This is a genomic window from Pseudoduganella sp. UC29_106, assembly GCF_044055365.1.
Taxonomy (GTDB): Bacteria; Pseudomonadota; Gammaproteobacteria; order Burkholderiales; family Burkholderiaceae_D; genus Rugamonas.
In genome coordinates this window covers 5,119,691-5,133,597 of sequence record NZ_CP171977.1, presented here as the reverse complement: position 1 = coordinate 5,133,597, position 13,907 = coordinate 5,119,691, and the positions used below count along the sequence as shown (strand labels likewise).

At 56.1% G+C, this 13,907-nt stretch carries 14 protein-coding genes and 1 pseudogene; 9 read left to right on the top strand and 6 right to left on the bottom strand.

Annotated elements, in window-relative coordinates:
- The first annotated feature begins 6 nt into the window (after positions 1-6).
- Entirely contained in the window at positions 7-360 is a 354-nt protein-coding gene (locus ACHMW6_RS25730; protein ID WP_395401096.1) for a pentapeptide MXKDX repeat protein, read from the top strand.
- 589 nt (positions 361-949) lie between these two features.
- Here ACHMW6_RS25730 and ACHMW6_RS25725 read toward each other — a convergent pair.
- From ACHMW6_RS25725 to ACHMW6_RS25710, 4 genes are all read right to left on the bottom strand, one after another.
- Positions 950-1,999 (bottom strand): IS481 family transposase, encoded by a 1,050-nt coding sequence (locus ACHMW6_RS25725; RefSeq protein WP_395401094.1) that lies wholly within the window; start codon positions 1,997-1,999, stop codon positions 950-952.
- A gap of 108 nt (positions 2,000-2,107) precedes the next feature.
- Entirely contained in the window at positions 2,108-2,497 is a 390-nt protein-coding gene (locus ACHMW6_RS25720; RefSeq protein ID WP_395401092.1) for a hypothetical protein, read from the bottom strand.
- 338 nt (positions 2,498-2,835) lie between these two features.
- The gene (locus ACHMW6_RS25715) at positions 2,836-3,087 is read right to left on the bottom strand and encodes a hypothetical protein (protein ID WP_395401090.1); all 252 of its coding nucleotides are present in this window, start codon (positions 3,085-3,087) and stop codon (positions 2,836-2,838) included.
- A 74-nt stretch (positions 3,088-3,161) separates the two neighbouring features.
- The gene (locus ACHMW6_RS25710; RefSeq protein WP_395401088.1) at positions 3,162-4,145 is read right to left on the bottom strand and encodes a PRTRC system protein D; all 984 of its coding nucleotides are present in this window, start codon (positions 4,143-4,145) and stop codon (positions 3,162-3,164) included.
- A gap of 1,247 nt (positions 4,146-5,392) precedes the next feature.
- On the opposite strand from ACHMW6_RS25710, the gene ACHMW6_RS25705 reads away from it, so the two are divergent.
- The 5 genes and pseudogenes from ACHMW6_RS25705 (at position 5,393) to ACHMW6_RS25685 (ending at position 10,005) form a co-directional block, all read left to right on the top strand.
- Positions 5,393-6,475 carry an integrase domain-containing protein gene (locus tag ACHMW6_RS25705; RefSeq protein ID WP_395401086.1) on the top strand — a complete coding sequence of 361 codons (1,083 nt, stop codon included), beginning with the start codon at positions 5,393-5,395 and terminating at the stop codon, positions 6,473-6,475.
- Positions 6,472-7,014 (top strand): restriction endonuclease, encoded by a 543-nt coding sequence (locus ACHMW6_RS25700; protein ID WP_395401084.1) that lies wholly within the window; start codon positions 6,472-6,474, stop codon positions 7,012-7,014. Before ACHMW6_RS25705 ends, ACHMW6_RS25700 begins: the two co-directional genes overlap by 4 nt.
- Positions 7,011-7,298: a hypothetical protein gene (locus tag ACHMW6_RS25695; protein WP_395401082.1), complete on the top strand. Its 288-nt coding sequence runs from the start codon at positions 7,011-7,013 to the stop codon at positions 7,296-7,298. Before ACHMW6_RS25700 ends, ACHMW6_RS25695 begins: the two co-directional genes overlap by 4 nt.
- Before the next feature lie 1,007 nt (positions 7,299-8,305).
- Positions 8,306-9,354 (top strand): annotated as a pseudogene (locus ACHMW6_RS25690) (IS481 family transposase).
- Between the two features lie 60 nt (positions 9,355-9,414).
- Positions 9,415-10,005: a cation diffusion facilitator family transporter gene (locus ACHMW6_RS25685; protein WP_395401080.1), complete on the top strand. Its 591-nt coding sequence runs from the start codon at positions 9,415-9,417 to the stop codon at positions 10,003-10,005.
- A 265-nt stretch (positions 10,006-10,270) separates the two neighbouring features.
- On the opposite strand, the gene ACHMW6_RS25680 is transcribed toward ACHMW6_RS25685, so the two are convergent.
- On the bottom strand, positions 10,271-10,405 hold the full coding sequence (locus ACHMW6_RS25680) for a hypothetical protein (protein ID WP_395401078.1): 135 nt from the start codon (positions 10,403-10,405) through the stop codon (positions 10,271-10,273).
- A gap of 416 nt (positions 10,406-10,821) precedes the next feature.
- On the opposite strand from ACHMW6_RS25680, the gene ACHMW6_RS25675 reads away from it, so the two are divergent.
- The 3 genes from ACHMW6_RS25675 (at position 10,822) to ACHMW6_RS25665 (ending at position 13,343) form a co-directional block, all read left to right on the top strand.
- Positions 10,822-10,995 carry a hypothetical protein gene (locus ACHMW6_RS25675; protein ID WP_395401076.1) on the top strand — a complete coding sequence of 58 codons (174 nt, stop codon included), beginning with the start codon at positions 10,822-10,824 and terminating at the stop codon, positions 10,993-10,995.
- Between the two features lie 214 nt (positions 10,996-11,209).
- On the top strand, positions 11,210-12,292 hold the full coding sequence (locus ACHMW6_RS25670) for a DMT family transporter (RefSeq protein ID WP_395401074.1): 1,083 nt from the start codon (positions 11,210-11,212) through the stop codon (positions 12,290-12,292).
- 340 nt (positions 12,293-12,632) lie between these two features.
- Positions 12,633-13,343: an SDR family NAD(P)-dependent oxidoreductase gene (locus tag ACHMW6_RS25665; protein ID WP_395408710.1), complete on the top strand. Its 711-nt coding sequence runs from the start codon at positions 12,633-12,635 to the stop codon at positions 13,341-13,343.
- Between the two features lie 290 nt (positions 13,344-13,633).
- Here ACHMW6_RS25665 and ACHMW6_RS25660 read toward each other — a convergent pair whose 3' ends face one another.
- Positions 13,634-13,858 carry a hypothetical protein gene (locus ACHMW6_RS25660; protein WP_395401072.1) on the bottom strand — a complete coding sequence of 75 codons (225 nt, stop codon included), beginning with the start codon at positions 13,856-13,858 and terminating at the stop codon, positions 13,634-13,636.
- Between the last annotated feature and the right edge of the window lie 49 nt (positions 13,859-13,907).

Here is a 13,907-nt window from a genome sequence, read left to right as displayed (position 1 = left end):
ATAGACATGAAAAAGATTTCCGCTATCACCTTTATCGTTGCGTGCCTGTCGATATCTGGCGCCAGCTATGCTCAGGATGCAATGAAGAAGGACGAGATGTCCAAGGACGCCATGGCCAAGGACGGGATGAAGAAAGACGGGATGAAGAAAGACGGGATGAAGAAAGACGGAATGGCCAAAGACGGCATGGCTAAGGAAGGCATGGCTAAGGAAGGCATGGCTAAGGAGGGCATGGCTAAGGACGGGAAGAAAAAGGCCATGCATAAGGACTCGATGGCGAAGGACGGTATGAAGAAAGATCCAATGGCCAAAGACGAAATGAAAAAGGATGACATGGGCAAGGACGCGATGAAAAAATAGGCACGGTGCCGTGCGATTGACTTGGGCCTTCTGAGAAGGCCCGATCCCGCCAGTTACCGAATTGGGCTTTCTCGACGGGGTGTTTGTGCGCGCCTTGGCTACCGAGCGCCGCCGCCAGCAATATGCTCGGTTGCAGTCCTATCAGAAAGAGCTGTCGGAGCTTTGCACTCTCTTGCACGCCGAGGAGCAAATAGGTGACGCGGCACCCGCAAGCGGCAGGGAATCGGCATGTTTGTCATCCCGAATGCGTTTCATTTCCCGACGAGAGTTGGCATCGCATTGTCCGGAAGGCGCGCGCCAACGATCGGGCGCGCAACCGGAGTAGCCGTCCGCAGACCGCCCTCAGAAAGTCAAATATTGCGCCCGCGTTTTTCCGTGGTGCCTGAAATAGCACTGCACTCAGCCTGGTATTCACAACGCCTGCAGCGTGCTGGGTCCAACGGACTGTTTGGCGCAAGGGTCCCTTGCAGTACAAGTTGGCGACGACGGGCAATGGCAATGACATGCTCCTCAGGATACAACAACACCTTATGTGTAGTAGTCGCGATCTGATCTGACAGTGCCCCGGTTTGACGTCGGTTCTGTCAGGTCAAATTCCGTCGTTCAATGCGCTGATTTTATCGCGCCAAGCCTCCTTTCCGTCAATTAGGGTTTGAATCGGTGTGCGCCCACAGCACATCTTGCCCTGGTGTGTCCGCTCGTGGTTGTAGCGATAGACCCAGTCATCCAGGTCTACCTGAAGTTCTGCAATGCTGCGGTAGATCTTCTTGCGGAAATTCACCTGGTAAAACTCGTTCAGCACCGTCTTGTGGAAGCGCTCGCAGATGCCATTGGTTTGCGGGTGCCGTACCTTCGTCTTGGTGTGCTCGATCTCATTCAAGGCTAGGTAGAGCTGATAGTCATGGTGCTCTGCCTTGCCGCAGTATTCGGTGCCCCGGTCGGTCAGAATCCGGATGACACCCATTCCGTGTTCTTCCATGAATGGAAGGACACGGTCGTTGAGCAAGTCTGCAGCGGTGATCGGCGTTTTTGTCGTATAGAGCTTGGCGGCTGCCCACTTGGAATAGGTGTCGACAAAGGTCTGCTGGTATATCCTGCCCACGCCCTTGATCGTTCCTACATAGAAGGTGTCCTGGCTTCCGAGATAGCCTGGGTGCGCAGTCTCGATTTCACCGCATGCCAGGTCGTCATCTTGTTTTCGCTCCAATGCTGTTACCTGTGCTTCGGTAAGAACGTCGCCGGTCTTGGCTACGTGACGCTCAAGGGCTAGCAGCCGCTTCTTGAATGACTCAAGGTCGTGGCGCATCCAGATCGAGCGCACGCCGGAAGGTGAAACGAACACACCACGCCCGCGCAGCTCGTTAGAGGCCCGCAGTTGGCCATACGCAGGTTGCTCCAGGGTGAGGGCTAGGACCGCAGCTTCGGTTGCCTCGTCCACCCGATTCTTGATGTTGGGCTTTCTGCGATTGGCATCGATCAGGGCATCCACACCGCCCGACTCGACTGCCGACTGATACCGGTAGAAGGTATCACGGGAAAATCCCATCACCTTGCAGGCACGGGACACGTTGCCAAGCTCGGTCGCCAAATTTAGCAGGCCGACCTTGTGTTTAATGACGTTCTGAGGAAAACTACGCATGGGGTTACTCCTTGCGTTTTCACGCTGGTTTAATAAAGATTCGCACCTCTATCAAACCGGGTAACCCCACCCTTGGCAAGGCCCTACTGTACGATCAGATCTGAACTACTACACCTTATGTGCGATAGTGCGGCGAGTGACAAGATTCTGCAGCAAAATGTATCCCTGTTGGCGCACTCGAAATTGCGTGCCGAATTGTATGGCCACGCGCTGTGCCGATAGCTCGATAACGTCCGACTCGAAGATCTGGTTCACGCGCCTTGTTTTTAACTCAACGAGAGCCAACGCGTTGCCGTCGCCGTAAGCGCGGTCAATACGCGCTACCAGGTCGATCGGGTGACGGATCGAGAACGTCTTCTCGGCAAAGATGAGCCGGCTATCCGCCATTTCAAACAGAAGCCAGTGAGGCTTGCGGCACCAATTGTAAATCCGTCGGAGGAACGATCGAAATGCGTTGCCGATGGCGACAGTGCAACCGGCGCTGGAAGGAAACCGCATCTATCTCCCTCAGCGTCCAGTGAGGCGAAGAAATACGGCAAGATGCTTCAGAGCGCTCCGAATAGCATCTGCCACCGACGCCACCGTCTCCGTCTCCGTCGTGCACGGTCGACAGTCGCTGTTAACTCGCGGTTCTTGCCTTTGTGCCGCTGCCAGAAAGCGTTCGTGCTCCGCTGTCCCATGTTGCTGCATCACATAGCGTGAGGGAGCCACTCTGGTTCCATACCTATGTTTCAGAAGAACCTTGCGTTCGCAATAGCCCATTTCTGCCAACTGCGATGCGGTTTGGTGTTCCAGATCGCGCGGGTGGTTATGAAGTTGTCGCATGCCTCCTCCTTTTACAAATCGAACGCCGGTCCAAAGAGCTCCAGCGATGCCGCCTTCATTGTGGAATCCTGGTCGGGTTTCGGCGGAATTGTTCTTACTGTGAGCGGACCTTGCGGTACTAGTTGGGCGATGAGGCCCGCATATGCGAGCGTCCGCAGCCGGTTCACGCGGCGTGGTCCTTTCGGGAACTTGGCCAGGTCCTGATACAGAGGCGGATTGTCTGCTATGTCCAGCTCCAGTGTGATCCGCAGCGTGTCAGCCACTGGTCGTACCTCCATGGCTGTCTGGAACTGCTTCAGCAACTGGCAGTTTATTGCCGGTGAAGGATTTGACCAATTCAGAACCCGCATACTGAAAACCCTTTGACGTTGGCGTAAACCGGTTCTTTTAACTCCTGAATGGCGTGGTTGGGAAAGGCGGCTTTCAGCGCTGGCTTATAAAAGAAGGCGCCGCCTCCGACGAGGACAATATTCTTGATGTCGCCTGCGTCGCCGACGTAGTGCATCATCTCTGCTATCGCCTGCTCTGGAACTTTCCTCGCCAATGGAAGATGTTGGGCCAGGTCGTACTCCTTCTGAAACACGATCAGTTTTTTTCCGGTGCGCAGGGCAGTGTCGACCAGCTCGTACTCTCGGTAATGCGCGCCGGTATTCCGGCTGATACCTTCCACAACCGCATGCAGTACATCGTACATGCCACGCGGGACCGAGTGGCTCCGCTTTTCAATTTGCTGCATTCCCTGGGTCACGATCCAGTCGAACGTACGTCGGCCGGGATCGACGATGAGGCTGCGCTCCTTTCGAAGTTCTGCCACCCGGTTTTGTATGAGGCCGTAATACATGAGGGCGCCGGCAGGCTGTGCGATCGCTTTGACACGCTTGACCTGTACTCGGCGGCCCTTGCCCAGTTCGTGCTGACCGGTAAGCCGACGTTCAAGTGCGGCTACGTGGCGCTTCAGTTTGAAGGTCGCCACCGGCAGACCGACGATCAAGAGGTCGATGGCATCGAGCTGCATGTAATGCAGCGCGCCGAGCACCAGGGCAAGGTATTCGGGCGCCTCGGCGTATCGATCATGCTGCAGTACGTTCGCGTTGAATACGTCGGCAGCCAGATGCACGTCAGGGCCGACCTCGTAGACCAGGCCATCGACGGGGATGCTGCCAGTCTTGCGCCCAGATCCCCAACCCTCATGTTCGTATGCCGTTTCCGCTGGATGCGCCTGTGAAGGAAACATAGCGCATTGCGGCTCGCCGTTCCTGATATCGGCGATGAACTTCGTATTTCCACGTCCCACATCGACAGCCCTGACAACGAGTTCCATGCGTTCCTCCCTTCGGATTTGCTGATCACGATAGCCGTGTTCGACGGACATGGAAACTCGAAAGTGCACGCTTATCACGATGCTTTCGTGGGAAGTTGTACCGGAGCCGTTGCACGCTTCAAGCGGGATGTGGTTCGGAGCGAGTTTTTACGGCGGCGCGAGCGTTTCACCTATCTAATTGAAGCGGGGCTGATCTGCGTTCGTGTGGACCAGGTGCTCCGAGTCGAAGATTAGGCCGGCTTGCAGGTTCGTCAAGCCGACTCCCTACAATCAGAGGTATCCTACTTTCGCGCGTTTCATAGGGGCGAACTTCGCACACGCGCGATTACAAAATAAATCGGGCATCAATCTACAATTTTTCGCGACCATTTTCAGCCTTGACATCGGCAAATTCGTTTCCTAAGCTGGCATCACTGTCTGGACCCGCTTCCATGAACATCGCGTTCTAAATGCGGCGGTGGCTTCGATAGCGCCCGTTGCAGTCGTGACCTGCCTGTCCCCAATCGTCGTATCGACATGGCCAGTACTTCTGGCCTGAGCGTGCCTGATGCTTTTACCTGTACTGGGTAGGGCGAGGGCGCACGTTCCTTTTCCGATCTTCTCAACGATGTATTCACTCGAATGCGCCGGCCTGCACCCGTGCAGTTCGCGTGCCCTGACGCATCGTGCGTCGTGATTCGCCCTCGGGCCCGACCTGTGGCGATGGAACTGAAATGCGGTTCCGTGAATCTCTCGCAATCCTTCCGTCGTCCAAACACCAGGTTTCGGTGCTTTGCTGGTACAGGGGCCATAGAAGCCTCGGCCAGTTCAGTATGGGCGTCATCACGCAGCGGCCTGGTGGCAGGGCTGGGGACAACCGTGAGGAAGGAGGCTACTCGCTTGGTCCAAGGTGGATTGGCCAGGCACCCATGTCTTTACCGCGCTCTCGCGGTAGGGCCCGCTCAAGTAGCGGGGAATGGCGAAGCGGAAGAAATTCGTTCGCTGCTCGCATAAGCATTTTTAAGACGCCACGCCTTCGGGCAAACCTTTGTCCACAACGCCATCTTGTGTCCGGGAAGCCTAGATGGCCGCATCGCTTTCCTGCGTCTCGGGGCTATGGCCGGCTCCGGGTACGACAGATCTGGCCAACATCAGGTGTGTGCTGGCAGTGGCGACACCTTGGAAGACGCATGCGCTGGTCTGCCCGGTGGTGGGATTGTCGATCGCGTATGCACGTCGTATCGCCAACGAAGAAGGAGAAATGAGGAATGGCCAACAACAGCCAGTGGAAAGCGCAGCTGAGCGCGATTATTCGTGAGCACAATGAGGGGCATGCTGTGCGCGACAAGGACATCTCGTTCAACACGCGGGACGCGCGCCGGCAAGCCCTGTTCCGGATGTTTGCGCTGCTGCGAAGCTTAGGGTTTCATGTGGCTCCGCGTAACTTGAGTGCGCGGCATGTCGCGGTGCTGATGTCGTACTGGACGGCGCAGCCGGTTGCAGGGATTGAATCCGGCACAGGTGGGACCAGGCCAGGGTGGCCGAAAATGCCTTATAGCGCTGCCTACATTCAACAGCAAATGAGCTTCCTGCGCGCATTTGCCCGCTGGATCGACAAGGATGGCATGGTCAAGGCTGCGGAGAGGTATGTTGGCGATCCAGGCATGGTTCGGCGCAGCTATTGCGCGACGGAGGACAAGGGCTGGGCGAGCCATGGAGTGGATGTGAGTGACAAGATTGTGCAGGTGAGGCTGATCGACCGGCATGTAGCGGTCCAGTTGCGGATGATGATTGCCTATGGCCTGCGTCGGAAGGAAGCAGTCATGTTCAGTCCGCGCGCGGCCGAAGTGCCGGCATACGCCTTACCGGCGGCACATCCTCCAGGTGGGCGATACATCAGCTTCCTGAGAATCAAGCGTGGCACCAAAGGCGGCCGATTGCGATTTGCAGCAGTGCGCAGCGACGATCAACGCGAGGCATTGCAGGAAGCGTTTGCGATCGCCCGCGGCCCGCGCGGTCACATCGGTCGTCCAGGCCTCACGTTGAAGCAGTCGCTCGATCTCTTTTCCAACGTCGTGCGCCAGGTCGGGCTGACGAAGAAGGAGTTGGGGGTAACGCCGCACGGATTGCGCCACCAGTTTGCCAGCGATCTTTACTTCGACATCGCGCACGTCAAGGCGTCGGTTCTGGACGGACAAACCTCAGTTGATGCCGCTGCGATGAGGGATGCCTATCGGCAGGTGGCGCGGCAACTTGGTCACAACCGGCCGCAGATCAGCAACGCCTACCTGGGTTCGCCTCGCGTGCGGCGTGATCACGCGTCGCAGCCGACTGAGGAAGGGAGGGAATGATGACCATCCTACTTCGCGGTTGCATTCCTCTGCTGTCGAAGTTTCTCAACGTCGTGCGTTTGATAGGCTTGCCGAACCACCAGCGGAATGTACGGAAGTCGCGTCGGGTGCTGCGTACGGTGCGACGTTTTCGAGAGCCGGGACTGGCTGGTCGTTGCCTGTGCTATCTGCGCCAGGTTGATCCTTTGGTGTTCGAGGAAGTTGTCATGTCGGCACTGGAAGATGCCGGACTGTTGGTTCTTCGCAACCGGAGCTACACGGGTGACGGTGGTATCGATGGTGCGGTGTGGAGTCCCCGATGCGGGTGGTTGGCAGTGCAGATGAAACGCTATCGCGCTCATATTTGCCGGGGCCATCTGCGGGATTTTGGCGATGCAATTCAGTACATGAACTTCGACGGTGGGCTGTTTATCCACACAGGGCGCAGCGGTGCGGGTGCCTATGAATTTCTGCGGGATAGTGGAATAATTCTTCTCAGTGGTGATCGTTTGATCACACTGTTGTCGAAGCGAAAATTAATGCGTTGGAGGATGCGATGACGATCTCGTCGATGCATGTGGGACAAGATAGCCGTGGTGGCGGGATAGCGTATACCGTGGTCTGTAAGAGTGGCCAGCGCGGTACGGAATATAGCGATCCTGGCCTTGCGGCGCAGGCCTTCTTTCGCGCGCAGGAGCAGGATCGGCCATTCGTGTTGGGTCATCGAGGCAATGCGACCTTCGTCATCGCCTCGTCGAAATCAGGTGCCAAGCAGATCGCAGCAAGTTGGGCTAGCGATGATCAGTTCCGAACTGCCTATGAATCGTTGCTGCGCCGGGATTGAACGCACTTAACGTGAACCCAATCTGCGTTCGCCGGAAAGCCAAATAAACGGAGCAATCCTGTTCTCTGTTTTGAAGTGCCCTGCTTGCGGGCACGCGAAACTGGAACCCATGCGCGTGGTGCTTGCCAGTGGCGCGATGAATGCTTGGGCTGCCATCCCCACCCTGCGACCGAAGCAGGGCGGTCGTTGCGTTTTTTGCTCTTAAGATTCGGTGGCTTGTCCACCCATTCGGTGTTCGCGCGGTGGCTGCCGCTGAAGGTTGAAGGTAGGTGGCTGGTTGCAGGGCGACGAGTTTGGATATTGGGACCTGCCTTATTGTTCTGCAGCGCGTTTGACCAGACGTCGATCGGGAAGCACGTGGGCCCCTCGGACGTCTTTCCGGAGCTGATCCCGGTCTCTGCCAAAAACGGCAGACAGCAAACCGTCGTCCAGGCCATAGAAGTGCGCATACCGCAAACCTGCATCTTTTCCGAAAGCAGCTCGGGTCAGGAGCGCAATGGAGATCTTTTCTGCGGTGGCGTAGTTTAATCTGCGGGTCATACCTAAGGCTACGCTCGGATCCATGCGGACTTGGTTCGTTGCAGCACCGATCAGGCGAGTTTTCGCACAAATCCTTGAATAGGCTGAGTTATTTCTGCCGGAGTGATTTGCCGCGCCAGGGACTGTATGGTGATGTGGATTCAGAGTTTGAAACGCGAAGCCTTCTGCAGCGAAGCTGACCGCGCGGCAGCGGCGCCGACACGGTTTTCGGAGATGACATACACTGGCAACAACAATCATGTTAGAGGCAGTCAGATGTCCAGTTGCTGCGAAGAGAAGAGCTGCGAGATCACAGCGATGCAACAGAACCACGGAAAAGTGCTGTGGATAGTGCTGTCGATAAATGCCGTCATGTGTAGTAGTTCAGATCTGATCGTACAGTAGGGCCTTGCCAAGGGTGGGGTTACCCGGTTTGATAGAGGTGCGAATCTTTATTAAACCAGCGTGAAAACGCAAGGAGTAACCCCATGCGTAGTTTTCCTCAGAACGTCATTAAACACAAGGTCGGCCTGCTAAATTTGGCGACCGAGCTTGGCAACGTGTCCCGTGCCTGCAAGGTGATGGGATTTTCCCGTGATACCTTCTACCGGTATCAGTCGGCAGTCGAGTCGGCGGTGTGGATGCCCTGATCGATGCCAATCGCAGAAAGCCCAACATCAAGAATCGGGTGGACGAGGCAACCGAAGCTGCGGTCCTAGCCCTCACCCTGGAGCAACCTGCGTATGGCCAACTGCGGGCCTCTAACGAGCTGCGCGGGCGTGGTGTGTTCGTTTCACCTTCCGGCGTGCGCTCGATCTGGATGCGCCACGACCTTGAGTCATTCAAGAAGCGGCTGCTAGCCCTTGAGCGTCACGTAGCCAAGACCGGCGACGTTCTTACCGAAGCACAGGTAACAGCATTGGAGCGAAAACAAGATGACGACCTGGCATGCGGTGAAATCGAGACTGCGCACCCAGGCTATCTCGGAAGCCAGGACACCTTCTATGTAGGAACGATCAAGGGCGTGGGCAGGATATACCAGCAGACCTTTGTCGACACCTATTCCAAGTGGGCAGCCGCCAAGCTCTATACGACAAAAACGCCGATCACCGCTGCAGACTTGCTCAACGACCGTGTCCTTCCATTCATGGAAGAACACGGAATGGGTGTCATCCGGATTCTGACCGACCGGGGCACCGAATACTGCGGCAAGGCAGAGCACCATGACTATCAGCTCTACCTAGCCTTGAATGAGATCGAGCACACCAAGACGAAGGTACGGCACCCGCAAACCAATGGCATCTGCGAGCGCTTCCACAAGACGGTGCTGAACGAGTTTTACCAGGTGAATTTCCGCAAGAAGATCTACCGCAGCATTGCAGAACTTCAGGTAGACCTGGATGACTGGGTCTATCGCTACAACCACGAGCGGACACACCAGGGCAAGATGTGCTGTGGGCGCACACCGATTCAAACCCTAATTGACGGAAAGGAGGCTTGGCGCGATAAAATCAGCGCATTGAACGACGGAATTTGACCTGACAGAACCGACGTCAAACCGGGGCACTGTCAGATCAGATCGCGACTACTACACGTCATGTTTGTCGTTGAAGGCATTGGGGGCATTCTGGCCCAGTCAACGTCGCTGCTGGCTGATGCTTTGGATATGTTTGGCGATGCACTCGTCTATGGCTTTAGCTTGATCGTTTTGGCGCGTTCTGAACGCTGGCATGCACGAGCTGCCCTCCTCAAAGGATTCTTCATGCTGGCGTTCGGTCTGGCTGTGTTAGCAGAGGCTGGCTACAAACTGTGGCATCCTCCCACGCTGGAAGTCGTGACAATGGGAACCATTGGCTTCTTGGCTTTGTTCGCCAACTTGATCTGCTTCTATCTGCTGTATCGGCATCGCAGCGACAATCTGAACATGAGCTCGACCTGGCTGTGTTCCAGAAACGATTTGATAGCCAACGTCGGTGTGCTTCTCGCTGCTGCGGGTAGCCATTTGCTGGCTTCATACTGGCCAGACGTCGTTGTTGGCGTAGTGATTGCGGCGCTATTCGTGAGTTCTGCGTCGGGGGTTATTCGGCAGGCCATCAGAGCACTGAATGCGCCACCGCCCGCCCCCTCACCGGTAACCACCAAGCCTGTGACAATACAGATGCCAATTAAAGCCCCCAGGAAGTCTTAGGCTGTCGGGCTTTCGATTGTTCGACTCAGGCTGAGGTCGTGTTAAGACGCAGGTGGGGCATGGCAGGCGGCCACGCCCCACCTTTCCCTGACTACGTTACGTCAGCGATGACATAGTCCGGCCCTTCTTTGCGAAATTCGACGACTGCGAAAAATGTGAATCGAAATCGCGCTCCAGTTCTCACTGCTCATTGTTTGGCGTCGCGCTGCAAATCCGCGGCACTTGTGCTTGCGCGCTGTGCTGCATGCAGCTTTTGCTGCTGATTTTACCAGGGCGTCGCTTGCGCGCGGGGGCCATGGTCGAGAGGTAGTACTACGCGTTTAGGTTCGGCCGTGCTGGCACAGGCCGTCAGCACCAGGGCTGTGCCCATGGTGGTTAATGTGGTGAAGAGCTTGTTCATGATGGATTCCTGGTAATTGATTAGTGTCCGGCGATGCGCGAGAGCGCGACAACGCACTTGGATAAAAGGCGAAATGGGGAAAGTTCGTGCACCAACGTGCGCGTCTAAAGGTGATGGCATAGCACCTCCAGAATGCGATGGCGAACGTGGCAGTCTGGAGAACTAAAAGCGGAAGCAACAGTTGCGGATGGCAATCGGAGGCGCCGTCGGCCGCATTAGTGTATTTGGTGTGAGCTGCGCTGAAAGGGGCAGACTGACGACATTGACACACTGCAGGACGGCGACAAGTGAGAGTGGAACGAAGGGCTGGACGTCGGGGAGGGGCGACTTATCCGGGGACTGCTTGGAAGGCTCTCCGTGACCGTAAGCGTGGCACAAAAACAGGCTGCGCCGGCTCCTCGCCGTCGCAGTTTGGAATGCTGCCTGCCATACTGCTCATCGAAGAATTATCCGCCTGGCTTGGCATTGCCATCGCTGGGCATGTGTACGATGCGACAGCCAGCTGCATGAACAGCATGCTGAAGATCGCCGCGATGGCGGTCAGGATACGTGAGCAGCGAGTGGTCTTCATGAAAAATCAGAACTGGTAATACACTTTTAGCCTATGCCGGATCAATCTGGCTGTCAAAGCACGTGGGCGCAGCTGGCGGAAACGCATTTAAAAGTAAGCGTAAAGGCTTCCCCCATGGGAAGGTCAAGGGGGGATCGCGGGCTTCAAGCGGGACATGTATGCCTGGCGTTAGTGTCCCCTTTAGTATCACCCTTATAATCCTTAGAGAAGGCCCCTGACAGAAGGCAGATGCAATGAAATTCAACCGCTTCACTGACGCTGGCATACACACAGGCGTTGCATACGCATTGTTCGCCGCTGTGCTGTTTGGGGCCAGCACACCTTTCGCCAAGTCTCTCGTCGGGCGGATTGAGCCGGTCGTGCTGGCCGGTATTCTTTATCTTGGCAGTGGCTTGGGACTGGCTGTCGTGTATGCCGTGCGCGCCATCGCAGGGCGCCATCGGCAGCGTGATGTCGCAGGACTCACCGTTGGCGATTTGCCCTGGCTGGCGGGTGCAATCGCTGCTGGGGGCGTAGCTGGGCCGGTGTTGTTGATGCTGGGCCTGACCAAAACCGCAGCGGCTTCGGCGTCACTATTGCTGAACATGGAAGGTGTTCTTACTTCCATGCTGGCGTGGTTTGTGTTCAGGGAAAACTTCGACCGCCGCATTTTCATTGGCATGGTCTTGATCGTTGTTGGGGGCGCGTTGTTGTCCCTGGATGGCTCTGGTGCGCTCGGCGTGTCCTGGGGCGCGCTGGCGATTATCGGCGCCAGTCTGTGCTGGGCCATCGACAACAATCTGACGCGCAAGGTGTCTGCCAGCGACGCAGTGCAGATTGCCGGCCTGAAGGGTTTGATCGCAGGTACGGTCAACCTGAGCATCGGGCTGGCGTTCGGCATGTCTTTGCCTGCGCCGTTGACAACGCTGGGGGCGGGATTGATCGGCTTCTGCGGTTACGGGTTGAGCCTGGTCATGTTTGTGCTGGCGTTACGCCACCTCGGAACGGCGCGCACCGGTGCATACTTTTCCGCTGCACCATTTGTCGGCGCATCGATATCGATGGTCTTTCTGGCGGAAAGGCCGGGTCCCTTGTTCTGGTTCGCCGTGGCACTGATGGGGACGGGGATCTGGTTGCACCTGACAGAGTCCCATGAACATGAGCATACGCATGACCTCATGGAGCATACTCATGAGCATAGTCACGACGAACATCACCAGCACGAGCACGATGTCGAGTGGGACGGACGTGAGCCACACGTGCATCCACATATGCATGTGCCGCTGACTCACTCTCACAAGCATTACCCGGATATCCATCACCGTCATGATCACTAATTTGCATTGGGACGACCTCTGCGGTCTATGCTAAGTGCCGTGCACTAGACATGGGATGACTTCCGTGACGTCATTTTCCATACAGTCGATCAGGACTGCTTGGAGTTCGGCGGGAGGAAGCGTGGCTATGTATCTACGGCTTGGTGCGACTGCGTAGCCACTGTAGCTGCCGCTTTGGTTGATACTGTGTAGGAGAATGGGGCAACCATCGAAATACCGGCCGTCGGCGGCAAGTGCTTGTTACATGCATGCAAAACACTTGATCATACCAGGCCCTCCATCAAGACCTTTGGTCGATCTATATTGGGAACTCCTTGAACAACTTTAAATGGACAATCCAATGACCTCTTCGCCAAAAGTCGCCATTATCACCGGTGCATCCCAAGGGCTGGGCGCTGCAATTGTGCAAGCGTATCTGGACAAAGGCTATCGCGTAGTCGCAAATTCGCGCAGCATTAAGCCTTCCGACAATCCGAACGTGATCACGGTTGCTGGTGATGTAGTTGATCGTGAAACTGCTCGCCAAGTAGTTAGCGCAGCTGTGACTGAATTTGGCCGAGTCGATACGTTGATCAACAATGCCGGCATCTTCATTATGAAACCATTCACCGCCCACACTGATGAAGACTATGCTGCCATTACCGGTACCAATCTAACCGGCTTCTTCCACATGACCCAACTAGCGGTTGCCGAGATGGAGAAAAACAAGAGTGGCCACGTCGTGAACATCACTACCTCTCTGGTCGAACACCCATTGGAGTCCGTGCCATCGGTGCTCGCTTCGTTAACTAAGGGCGGCATAGCCGCAGCGACAAAGTCGCTGGCCATTGAGTACGCAAAGCGAGGCATTCGTGTGAACGCGGTCTCTCCCGGCATCATCAACACCCCAATGCATACCCCGGAAAAGCATGAATATTTGGCCAAACTGCATCCTATGGGGCAAATGGGTAAAGCGAGCGACATTGTGGACGCCGTGATGTACCTCGAATTTGCTCCGTACGTGACGGGCGAAATACTAAACGTTGACGGTGGACGTAGCGCTGGCCATTAAGCAGTAGACGGCGCGTGTTGAGAGGTCTTCTGGTGCTCGCGCATACATGTGTACTTCACCAGTACGCTTCGGCAAAGGACGTTGCGGCATGAAGCGACGAGCGCCCTGGCTGCTCGTTTTCTCGCAACTTGACCCGGTCGGATTGCCCCATCGGGGGAACCAATCTGTCGTCATTGAGGCACGAGGTGTGGCCAGAAAGTTTTGATTTACGAGAACGCTGGTGAAGAAATTTTCAGCACTTCTTTTCGTGCGTTGCTCGCCCACGAAAGCCGAGACGTTGCTGCGAATTCTTATGGGGCTGCGTCGACTGGAGCCAGTTTAATGGCCGTAATCGAGTGTTCAACACCTCCGGATTGAGCGGTTGGAACTGCGAGCAACTGGCTGCTGCGCTGTTCGGACTGCGTGCGCTTGGCCTTGACATAGTCTTCAAGGAACGCGTCCGCAAAGGCGCGCCCATGCATTGCCGCTAATTGGTCGGCCACTACCTGCATCTTCCAGCTGATATTGATGTCCATGCCCGACCGTAACATAGTGGCGTGTGCGCTATTTGATAAAAGTCAATAT